This is a genomic window from uncultured Maritalea sp. (assembly GCF_937139385.1).
GTDB lineage: Bacteria > Pseudomonadota > Alphaproteobacteria > Rhizobiales > Devosiaceae > Maritalea > Maritalea porphyrae_A.
The window spans coordinates 1-9,294 of sequence record NZ_CAKZPW010000028.1 but is presented as its reverse complement, the minus strand read 5'-3'; the positions used below and the strand labels follow the sequence as shown (position 1 = coordinate 9,294).

The window sequence follows — 9,294 nt, the reverse complement described above, 5'->3', positions numbered from 1 at the left end:
CATTGCTAACCTTCATCTTAGTAACGCAATGAGTGCTTCCATTCCAAACGTGCAAGTTGGGTCAGTTTCGTGTGACGTTTTGAGGGTGCCCGTATCATTATGTGTTTTGGCGTATCCTTCCGTCTCCCTCCCCCTGGTGGGGAGGGATTAAGGGTGGGGGGCAAACATGCCGATTGTGAATGAAGCTGGGGTAAAATAGTAATCAGCACTGGCCAAGCCATTATCAAGCTTGATAGGTATGGGGATGGCGGGCGCGACCGGGGTGGTTTTAGACGTCCGAGCAGCCAAACCAAAAAAGGCGCGAACCATGGATTTAAAATCTCTCATCCGCACCATTCCTGATTACCCAAAAGCTGGGGTCATGTTTCGCGATATCACGTCGCTAATTGAGCATCCGCAAGGCTTTAAAGAAAGCATTCAAAAACTCGCAGACCCTTTCCGGGATTTGGGTATTACTCATGTGGCAGGCATTGAAGCGCGTGGCTTCATTTTTGGTGCTGGACTAGCGATTGAATTGGGTGTTGGTTTTATCCCCATCCGCAAAGCGGGCAAATTGCCCGGCGAAACCATTGGGCAAAACTATGCGCTTGAATATGGTGTTGATACCATTGAAATGCATGCAGGCGCTGTTAAAGCTGGCGACAATGTGTTGCTGGTTGATGATTTGGTTGCCACCGGCGGCACAGCCATTGCCGCGATCACTCTGATCCGCCGTACCGGGGCGACGCTCAATCATTCCGCGTTCGTGATCGATTTGCCCGATTTGGGTGGTGCTGACAAAATTCGTGCGCAAAATGTTGATACGCATTTTTTGCTCGAATTTGAAGGTGATTAAGGGCCACTGAGCGGCCAGCTTGTTACTTCACTGCCAATCTTGGAATCTGCGAAGATGGCTAGGTTCAAACGAAGCTGTACGTTCCCATGTGCGCAAAGTCAGTTTTCGCGGTCTCCAATTTGCTTAAAACTGTTTGGCGTTGATTGCAAAGTTGAGGCGTTGTATTTTTTAGTGTTTCACGCGTTTGATCGGGTTCTTTTTCACTACATCGCCATGCAAATCGTCATTTAATTTGACATATGAATTAAATGACGATTAGACTGATCGACCGATTGGGCTCTTGCTTGATTGGCTTGCTTCTCAATGTGTCCGAAGGAAAGATCATGGGTGTTGAAAGACCGTTCTCGAACTATGCCATTGTTGACGAAGCCGCATTGCGCGACCTATTTCCGCCTACTCACGAGCTTGCCGTTCAAAAGGTGCAATGTACTTTGGACGAACATTCACGAATGTTCATTTCGCGATCGCCCTTGATTTTTTTGGGCACACAGGACGATCATGGAAAGGCGGATGTTAGTCCACGAGGCGATCCGGTTGGTTTTGTTCAAGTGCTGGATGAGCAGACTCTGGTGATACCAGACCGACCCGGAAATAATAGACTTGATAGTTTGTCAAATATAATTGCAAATCCCAGTGTTGGCATTCTCTTTGTCGTTCCCGGATTTGATGATACTTTGCGTGTCAGCGGGCAGGCCCATCTAACAAATGATCCTGAACTGATGACTAGTATGAGTGTCAATGGACGAGAGCCCCGCATCGCTATTATCGTCAAAATCGATAGTGTGTTTATTCATTGCGCAAAGGCATTTCGACGCTCAAAAGCTTGGCATGTTGACCAATTTCAAGATCGCAAAGAGATGCCTTCGCTGATGAAAATCATTCTCGATCAAACCGGTGCACCTGTTGATGCAGGAGCACAACAAGAGTTGGATGACAACCTTGAGGAAGAGTATCGGCGGTCCATGTATTAGACTTTAATGTTGTTATTGTGTTGCCGACAAAGAACCGCCTACAATCCGATGAAATAATAGAACAGGGCCTTCGACTTCATGGACATCATCATCGCGCATTTGCCAAATTTGGCGCTGGCCTATTTTGTTTTCTTCTTGGCTGTGGCCAGCCCCGGGCCAGCCACTTTGGCCATCGCTGGTGCATCTATGTCTTTGGGGCGTCCACAGGGCATTGCACAGGCTGCTGGCATTGTTTCAGGTTCTTTTTTGTGGGGCATGTTTGCGGTGTTTGGCATGGTGGCGTTTATATCCTCATTCGCCGGGGTGCTGTTCTGGCTAAAGATTGCCGGGGGCGTCTACCTTTTGTGGATGGCCTATAAGGCGGCTAAAAACGCTGCCTCGACAAAGGACCCGCAGCAAGGGGATGTTGGTGGGCGTTCCTTATGGAAACAATATTGGGGTGGCTTTGTGCTGCACACCACCAACCCCAAGGCATTGTTTGCTTGGGCGGCCGTGATTACCCTTGGTTTGCAACCTAATGCGCCATGGTGGATGAGTTTTGTCGTGTTTGCGGGCGCTTATTGTGTGTCGCTCTTTATCAACTTTTCATATGCTTTGTTCTTTTCCACTGACCGGATGATTAAAGGCTATTTCAAGGTGCGCCGTTGGGTGCAGGGCATTTTTGGCGTGGTCTTTGCAGCAGCTGGGTTGAAACTGATCATTCAGGGGTAGGGCCCGGCATTTGCCGAGCCCTAATCGTTTTATTTCTTTTTCAAGAAGTCGGCCAAACTCGATTGAGTTGGCGGTTGTGCTTTGAGTTTTTTCGGCAATTTGCCTTCAAAGCGTGAACTATTGCCTTTGCCAAGTTTTGGCGTCTTAATGCCTTTGTTGGCCTTTGGATTTACGTGTGTGAATGAGGCTTTCATTAGAAATTCCTTCCATCAGGTGGCGCGCTCCTTGTCGTGCGCCAATATTAAAAATTGTAGGTTTGATGGGTGTTGGAACTTGATCCATGATGCTCTCCATTAGGATTGCGCGCGCCAAAATGGGCGCGAAAAAAATGTTAGAAGGATTGAAAATATAAGACGCGTGGGGACGAAAACCGTCCTTATGAACGCTGTTGAATTATCGTGCCCAAATGCTCGCTAAAACACGCCTGTGTTTTGTCGCAGAACAAATATCGCGTCGATGAATTCTTAGCTGTCCATTTTATGCGTCACCTCGTTGTTTGAACGGGGTAAAGGTCGCGCAATTGGCGCGACCTGTCAATGTGGTGGGCGTGTTACTTGCGCAACAGTTTCCTGAAAACAGGCATTGCCGCCATGGCGAGCATCACCCGCTCTTTGAGTTTTGGCTTATAGTCGCGCAGCTTTGAGAAGCTGGCGATTTCGGAGCGATACACCAGCTCATCTTGCTGGTTGTAGGCGGTAATAATGCTGGTCAGCAGGCCCCAGCCGGGGAGTGAGTTGGACTTGCGTTTGTTTTTGACGGTCAAGTCAAACCTGATGGTATCACCTGGCCGCACGGGAGCCTTGAACTCCATTTTGTTGACGCCAGGAGAAGGGCCAGAAACGCCGGGTTCTTCGCCATTTGCGCGCTGCATGTCGTCGTGGGCATACATGAAATCAACCATGACTTTATGGCCGATTGAAACCGTGTGCCAACCAGATGCGATCAGACCGCCAAAGTGGCTGTGTTTTGCTGCTTCTGGGTCTATGTGGAAATATTGCGGATCATACAGTTTGGCGAAATGGATGATTTCTTCTTGGGTGAAGGTATATTCACCTAAGGGCCACACCGTTTCTGTGTCGATATCTTCAAACCAAAGGGTCATGCTGCGTCCTCTTCAATCGGTGCAGATGGGTCGCGCACTTCAACGATGTTCGTGAGGCTAAGGGTCATCACTTGTTGGTCTTTTTGGTTACGCATATCAAAGTCCAGCACAACAATGCCCATATGAGGTTGTGAATGTGAACGGCGCAATGATGCGATGGTGACGGTGCCGGTGAGGGTATCGTTTTTCATCAGCGGACGTTTCCATTTCAGGTTGTCGAACCCCAATCCACCCATGCCGGCAACTTTGCTTAAAAACTCATTCACCAGCATGCGTAGGCTAAAGCCAGCGGTTTGCCAGCCGCTAGAGGCGAGGCCGCCCAGTAGCGACTTTTTGGCCACGTCTTCGTCCAAGTGAAACGGCAGGGGATCAAACTGTTTGGCGAAGGATATGATGTCATCTTTGGAAAGCTTTCGCTCACCCAATTGAATCACTTCGCCGACTTTCAGGTCTTCAAAGTGTCGCCTGTCTTTGGTGATCGGATTGCTCATTGATGTTGCCTCGCAAGGACTGTGCTCGAATTTCCGTTATCGTACATATATTGACGCATACGGCAACTGTAAAATGAAACGGTTTGATTTTCAAAAAAAATGCCCCACCAACTTAATGGCAGGGCAATAATGATCAAACTGCTGGTTCAGTTTATGTATTAAACTTGAACAGCATAATGTCGCCGTCTTTCACCACATATTCTTTGCCCTCGTCGCGGGCTTTGCCGGCTTCTTTAGCTGCGGCTTCGCCGCCAAAGGCCACAAAATCATCATAAGCGATGGTTTGTGCGCGGATAAAACCGCGTTCAAAATCTGAGTGAATAACGCCCGCTGCTTGTGGGGCTTTGGTGCCAACCGTAACCGTCCAGGCGCGGGCTTCTTTGGGGCCAACAGTGAAATAGGTTTGTAGATTCAAAAGCTTATATCCTTCGCGAATGATCCGGTTCAAACCAGGTTCTTCAAGACCAAGGCTCTCAAGGTACTCTTTTTGCTCTTCGTCTTCGAGCTGGCTGAGTTCGCTTTCAATTTCCGCTGAAATGATCACCATGCGCGCGTTTTGTGCTTTGGCGTACTCTTCGACCTTCTTGGTCATTTCGTTGCCGTCTGCTGCTGAATCTTCGTCAACATTGCAAATGTAAAGCGCTGGCTTTGACGTCAAAAGGTTCAGTTCTTTGAACGCTTTCTTCTCATCTTCGGCCAATTCCACATGGCGGGCGGGTTGGCCTTCGCGCAAGACTTCCAATGCGCGATTGACCAACTCAAGGGTCAATTTCGCGTCTTTGTCTTGACCGCGCAGGCGTTTCTCCAGCGGGCCGATGCGTTTTTCAAGGCTTTCCATATCCGAAAGCATCAATTCGGTTTCCACCACTTCAGCATCGGCAATAGGGTCGATATTGTTTGAAACGTGGATAATATCTGAATTGACGAAACACCTGAGCACATAGGCAATGGCGTCAACTTCGCGGATGTTGGCAAGGAATTGGTTGCCAAGGCCTTCGCCCTGGGCCGCCCCTTTTACAAGGCCAGCAATATCCACAAAACTTAGACGTGTGGGAATGATTTCAGCTGAACCACCGATTTTAGCAATCTTGTCCAACCGCTCGTCGGGCACGCTGACTTCGCCCACATTTGGCTCGATCGTGCAAAATGGGAAGTTGGCTGCCTGTGCAGCAGCGGTGCGTGTTAGCGCGTTGAATAGGGTTGATTTGCCCACGTTGGGAAGGCCAACGATTCCACACTTAAATCCCAAAGTTATTCTCCTTTACCAAACAGCTTCTTCAGCATGTCGGCCATTGGCCCTTTGTCGGGCAGCTTTGTTTTGTTTGCCGTGCGCGCTTGGTGTATGTGACTTTGCGCTTTTGGGCTTTGTTTCTTTGGCGCTGGCTTTTCAGCTTTTGCTGTTGGGGCATCGCCGTTTACAGCCAGTGCAATTTTGTTCATGAAGCTTGACGCTTGGCCAGAGGCCAGCATGCCCGCATGTTCACCGATTGCGTTCAATAAGGGTTCTAGCCAAATGTTGTCCGCTTTGGCGAAATCACCAAGGACGTGGCTGTGCACTCGCTCTTTGTGACCAGGGTGGCCAATGCCAATACGCACGCGATTGAAATCTTTGCCCAAATGGGCTTCCATTGAGCGGATGCCATTGTGTCCGCCATTGCCGCCGCCGGTTTTGACGCGCAACTTGCCCGGTGCGAGGTCTAGCTCATCGTACAGCACAGTAATGTCGGCAGGGGACAGTTTGTAGAATTTTGCCGCCGCTGCAACGCTGATACCAGAATCATTCATGAAGGTTTGTGGCTTTAACAAGATGACACGTTCGCCATCGATTGAGCCTTCGACCATTTCAGCATTAAATTTGGAGCGGTAGGGAGAAAGGTTATGGCGGCTCGCAATTGCGTCCACCGCCATAAAACCAACATTGTGTCGGTGAGCTTGATATTTCTTACCCGGATTGCCCAGGCCAACAAGAAGGTGCATCAGTGCTCTCCGCTTGGCGCTGCGTGCTTTAAGTCACGCAGCACGAAGTTGCGAAAAATTACTCTTCGCTGCCGCTTTGCTTGATTGATTCAACTTCAACAGAAGCTGCTGCATCTGGATCGGCATCCGCATCATCATTGTCTTCAGATTTAAGCGCAGATGGTGCAGCAATTGTCGCAATCGTGAAATCACGGTCAGTAATGGTTGGTGTAACACCTTTAGGCAATTTAACGCCTGAAATGTGCAACGCGTCACCAGTTTCTGAACCTGTAAGATCAACTTCCAAGAACTCTGGAAGGTCTGCTTCAGTTGCGTTCACTTCAACAGTGTGACGAACAACGTTCAACACGCCACCGCGCTTCAAACCAGGTGATGCTTCTTCGTTCACAAAGTGAACTGGAACATCAACAGTTAGAATTGAGGTTTTTGACACGCGCAAGAAATCAACGTGAACAAGGAAATCACGTACAGGCTCAAGCTGGTAATCACGTGGGATTACGCGGTGCTCTTCGCCATCAACTTCTACGCTGATCACTTGTGAAAGAAAGCCACCTTGTTGAATGCGTTTCATCGCATCTTTATAGGTCACTGTGATTGATAGTGGGGATTTGTTGTCGCCATAAATGACGGCAGGAACTAGACCTTCACGACGCAGTGCTCGAGCAGCCCCCTTGCCAACCCGATCCCGCACCAAAGCCTTAAGCTCAGCGCTCATGGATATTCTCCAAGTTGTTGGTGCGAACCGGGTGATTATCTCCCGGCCGCGCGCTGACGTCCTCCAGGGGTGCACGCAGCGCTTCAAGCCCCGGTGTATATAGGCTCTTTGGTGATATGACAATGGGAAAAATGGAAGTGATTAGAACCCACAACGTAAAAAGGCAGCTGCGATGCTGCAGCTGCCTTTTTAATTAGAATTCAGTGGCTTTTTGCCTAGTCAAACAAGCTCGAAACAGATTGCTCTGCTGCTGTGCGGGCAACGGCTTCACCAATAAGCGGTGCAATTGAGAATCGGCGAATATTGGGCGTGGCTCGCTCTTCATCTGTTTCCAAAATGCTATCTGACATCACCAACTCTTTGAGTTTTGATGCGGCAATTCGTTCGCACGCTGCGCCAGACAAAACGCCGTGGGTAATATAGGCGGAGACTTCTTTTGCACCTGCGTTCAACAAAGCTTCAGCCGCGTTGCACAATGTGCCACCGCTATCCACAATGTCATCGACCATGATGCAAGATTGGCCTTCAACTTCGCCAATAATGTTCATGACTTCAGAAACGCCAGCGCGCGGACGGCGTTTATCAACAATTGACAATGGCGCTCCAATGCGGCGGGCAACATTGCGGGCACGCAAGACGCCGCCAACATCTGGTGAAACCACCATCACGTTGCTTGGGTCATAGTGTTCTTTAATGTCGCGCACCATAACTGGTGCAGATGTTAGATTGTCGGTTGGGAGATCGAAGAAGCCCTGAATTTGTTGAGCGTGCAGATCCAAAGTCAAAATGCGATTTGCCCCAGCTTCTGTGATCAAGTTTGCGACCAGTTTGGCTGATATGGGTGAACGTGACGCTGATTTTCTGTCCTGCCGTGCGTACCCGAAATAGGGGATTACAGCGGTGATGCGGCGCGCCGACGCGCGTCGTAGCGCATCAATAATGATCAGCAATTCCATTAGATTGTCGTTGGCGGGGTATGATGTTGACTGCAAGACAAATACGTCTTCGCCGCGAACATTTTCTTTAATCTCGACAAAAATTTCCTTGTCGGCGAATTTTTGCACCACACTGTCGGTGAGTGGAACGTTGAGATATTTGGATACAGCCTTGGCCAACGCAGGGTTGGAATTACCAGTCACCAGTTTCATGTTGAAGCGCGCCCTTTGAAAGCAGAAAAATGTGGGTAGTCAAGCGAATAGTCCCATCTGTCATTTGCTTGTTATACTGGGCTGGCAGCTGGTTCAACCGATTCAAAAGTTGAATGTGAAGAATCTGCAAAGATTCTTTCAAAAAAGTGCAATCACCGACAATTGACGACCCGTTTTTTCGTTCAGGTGTGTGGCTTTGCGGTGTGAAAAGAAGGTCGCGCTATTTTGGTAAGTGCAAATCTTGAGATCACTTATGTCAGCAATGTTGGCCGATTCGAGTTGATCCATAATACAATGGGGAAGGTCAAAATGGGGTGCCATCGCGCCTTCGGGAAATTTAAAGTATGGCGCTGTGTGCGCAAACTGTTTCAGGACATCCGCTTTAAACTGGTCGCCCACTTCATAGTTTTCAACGCGAATGGATGGGCCAAGAACCGCGACGATATGCTGGCGCTCAGCCCCAAGTTTTTCCATCGCTTCAATGGTATTGCCAACAATGCCGCCCACCGCGCCTTTCCATCCCGCGTGGCAGGCGCCGATGATGTGGTTCTTTTTGTCCGCGAAGAGCACAGGGCCGCAATCGGCTGTTTGAATGCCTAGCGCCAAGCCCTTTGTGGCCGTGACCATGCCATCTGCTTCCATCCGATTTTGTCTGTCAGATGCAGCGGTGACGCTGACCACATCGGTTGAGTGGGTTTGTTTGACCAAACATAGGTTTTGCGGCGCAACACCATTATGTTTGGCGATTTCATCAAGGTTGGCATTCACCGCTTGAGGGGCATCACCCACGGCAAAAGAGATGTTGAGGCTTTCAAATGGGGCAGCGGACTGCCCGCCCTCGCGACCAAAAAAACCGTGGCCAATCCCATCTATGTCGAGCAATTCATTTGTTGTTGGGTTCAGCATTAATTCGCCTCAAACGGATAGGGGGGCGTTGGCAGATTATAAAGGCACCAAGCTTTGAACAACTCGCCCATTTCCGCGTCATCCGTCAGGCGATGCAGTTGCCGTGCAATAACGGATTTTGCGTCAGGCTTTGAACGGATGAGGGCAACGGCGCGCATTTCCAATCCCAATTTGGAGAGGAACTCACGTTGCGGCACAGCGGCGCTGGCGTCTAACCCCGCGGTTTTCGCAAGCGTGCCAATCGCGGCGAAGTCCACACGAGCCGTGAGGTCGGTATTTCCGTGGTCAGAAAACACGCCGACTTTTTCGTGGCGTTTGAGCGCCTGCAAGGTGTCGCCGAATTCTGTTTCATCAGGTCCGTAATCAATAAAGAGGGCGCGCCCCGGCGATTGCGCAAAACGTTGTGCAAGACTGTCGATCACCTGCGCGGCAGACGGA

General features: G+C 49.7%; 12 protein-coding genes. 3 read left to right on the top strand and 9 right to left on the bottom strand.

Annotated elements, in window-relative coordinates; all coding sequences use genetic code 11:
* Positions 1–307: 307 nt before the first annotated feature.
* The 3 genes from Q0231_RS01245 (at position 308) to Q0231_RS01235 (ending at position 2,517) form a co-directional block, all read left to right on the top strand.
* Positions 308–835 (top strand): adenine phosphoribosyltransferase, encoded by a 528-nt coding sequence (locus Q0231_RS01245; RefSeq protein WP_299343991.1) that lies wholly within the window; start codon positions 308–310, stop codon positions 833–835.
* Between the two features lie 323 nt (positions 836–1,158).
* Positions 1,159–1,806 (top strand): pyridoxamine 5'-phosphate oxidase family protein, encoded by a 648-nt coding sequence (locus Q0231_RS01240; protein ID WP_299343993.1) that lies wholly within the window; start codon positions 1,159–1,161, stop codon positions 1,804–1,806.
* Between the two features lie 78 nt (positions 1,807–1,884).
* The gene (locus tag Q0231_RS01235) at positions 1,885–2,517 is read left to right on the top strand and encodes a LysE family translocator (RefSeq protein WP_299343988.1); all 633 of its coding nucleotides are present in this window, start codon (positions 1,885–1,887) and stop codon (positions 2,515–2,517) included.
* A 29-nt stretch (positions 2,518–2,546) separates the two neighbouring features.
* Here Q0231_RS01235 and Q0231_RS01230 read toward each other — a convergent pair whose 3' ends face one another.
* From Q0231_RS01230 to Q0231_RS01190, 9 genes are all read right to left on the bottom strand, one after another.
* Positions 2,547–2,711 carry a hypothetical protein gene (locus Q0231_RS01230; RefSeq protein ID WP_299343985.1) on the bottom strand — a complete coding sequence of 55 codons (165 nt, stop codon included), beginning with the start codon at positions 2,709–2,711 and terminating at the stop codon, positions 2,547–2,549.
* A gap of 356 nt (positions 2,712–3,067) precedes the next feature.
* Positions 3,068–3,619, bottom strand: coding sequence for a MaoC family dehydratase (locus Q0231_RS01225; protein ID WP_299343982.1), 552 nt, complete (start codon positions 3,617–3,619; stop codon positions 3,068–3,070).
* Positions 3,616–4,110: a MaoC family dehydratase gene (locus tag Q0231_RS01220; protein WP_299343979.1), complete on the bottom strand. Its 495-nt coding sequence runs from the start codon at positions 4,108–4,110 to the stop codon at positions 3,616–3,618. Before Q0231_RS01220 ends, Q0231_RS01225 begins: the two co-directional genes overlap by 4 nt.
* Positions 4,111–4,261: 151 nt before the next feature.
* Positions 4,262–5,359 (bottom strand): redox-regulated ATPase YchF, encoded by a 1,098-nt coding sequence (gene ychF, locus Q0231_RS01215; protein WP_299343976.1) that lies wholly within the window; start codon positions 5,357–5,359, stop codon positions 4,262–4,264.
* A gap of 2 nt (positions 5,360–5,361) precedes the next feature.
* Positions 5,362–6,087 carry an aminoacyl-tRNA hydrolase gene (gene pth, locus Q0231_RS01210; RefSeq protein ID WP_269394751.1) on the bottom strand — a complete coding sequence of 242 codons (726 nt, stop codon included), beginning with the start codon at positions 6,085–6,087 and terminating at the stop codon, positions 5,362–5,364.
* A gap of 58 nt (positions 6,088–6,145) precedes the next feature.
* The gene (locus Q0231_RS01205; protein ID WP_269394752.1) at positions 6,146–6,802 is read right to left on the bottom strand and encodes a 50S ribosomal protein L25/general stress protein Ctc; all 657 of its coding nucleotides are present in this window, start codon (positions 6,800–6,802) and stop codon (positions 6,146–6,148) included.
* Between the two features lie 215 nt (positions 6,803–7,017).
* Entirely contained in the window at positions 7,018–7,950 is a 933-nt protein-coding gene (locus Q0231_RS01200; protein WP_299343971.1) for a ribose-phosphate pyrophosphokinase, read from the bottom strand.
* Between the two features lie 138 nt (positions 7,951–8,088).
* Complete coding sequence (gene pgeF, locus Q0231_RS01195; protein ID WP_299343968.1) at positions 8,089–8,856, bottom strand: peptidoglycan editing factor PgeF; 768 nt, start codon at positions 8,854–8,856, stop codon at positions 8,089–8,091.
* A partial coding sequence (locus Q0231_RS01190; RefSeq protein WP_299343965.1) for an SAM-dependent methyltransferase occupies positions 8,856–9,294 on the bottom strand: 439 nt, incomplete at its 5' end. The genes pgeF and Q0231_RS01190, both read right to left, overlap by 1 nt.

What these genes read in the sequence shown, in the direction of transcription:
- Q0231_RS01205 (WP_269394752.1), bottom strand. Translation starts at nt 6,802, where the DNA reads ATGAGCGCTGAGCTTAAGGCTTTGGTGCGGGATCGGGTTGGCAAGGGG.
- pgeF (WP_299343968.1), bottom strand. Translation starts at nt 8,856, where the DNA reads ATGCTGAACCCAACAACAAATGAATTGCTCGACATAGATGGGATTGGC.
- Q0231_RS01230 (WP_299343985.1), bottom strand. Translation starts at nt 2,711, where the DNA reads ATGAAAGCCTCATTCACACACGTAAATCCAAAGGCCAACAAAGGCATT.
- Q0231_RS01220 (WP_299343979.1), bottom strand. Translation starts at nt 4,110, where the DNA reads ATGAGCAATCCGATCACCAAAGACAGGCGACACTTTGAAGACCTGAAA.
- Q0231_RS01200 (WP_299343971.1), bottom strand. Translation starts at nt 7,950, where the DNA reads ATGAAACTGGTGACTGGTAATTCCAACCCTGCGTTGGCCAAGGCTGTA.
- pth (WP_269394751.1), bottom strand. Translation starts at nt 6,087, where the DNA reads ATGCACCTTCTTGTTGGCCTGGGCAATCCGGGTAAGAAATATCAAGCT.
- Q0231_RS01225 (WP_299343982.1), bottom strand. Translation starts at nt 3,619, where the DNA reads ATGACCCTTTGGTTTGAAGATATCGACACAGAAACGGTGTGGCCCTTA.
- Q0231_RS01240 (WP_299343993.1), top strand. Translation starts at nt 1,159, where the DNA reads ATGGGTGTTGAAAGACCGTTCTCGAACTATGCCATTGTTGACGAAGCC.
- Q0231_RS01235 (WP_299343988.1), top strand. Translation starts at nt 1,885, where the DNA reads ATGGACATCATCATCGCGCATTTGCCAAATTTGGCGCTGGCCTATTTT.
- Q0231_RS01245 (WP_299343991.1), top strand. Translation starts at nt 308, where the DNA reads ATGGATTTAAAATCTCTCATCCGCACCATTCCTGATTACCCAAAAGCT.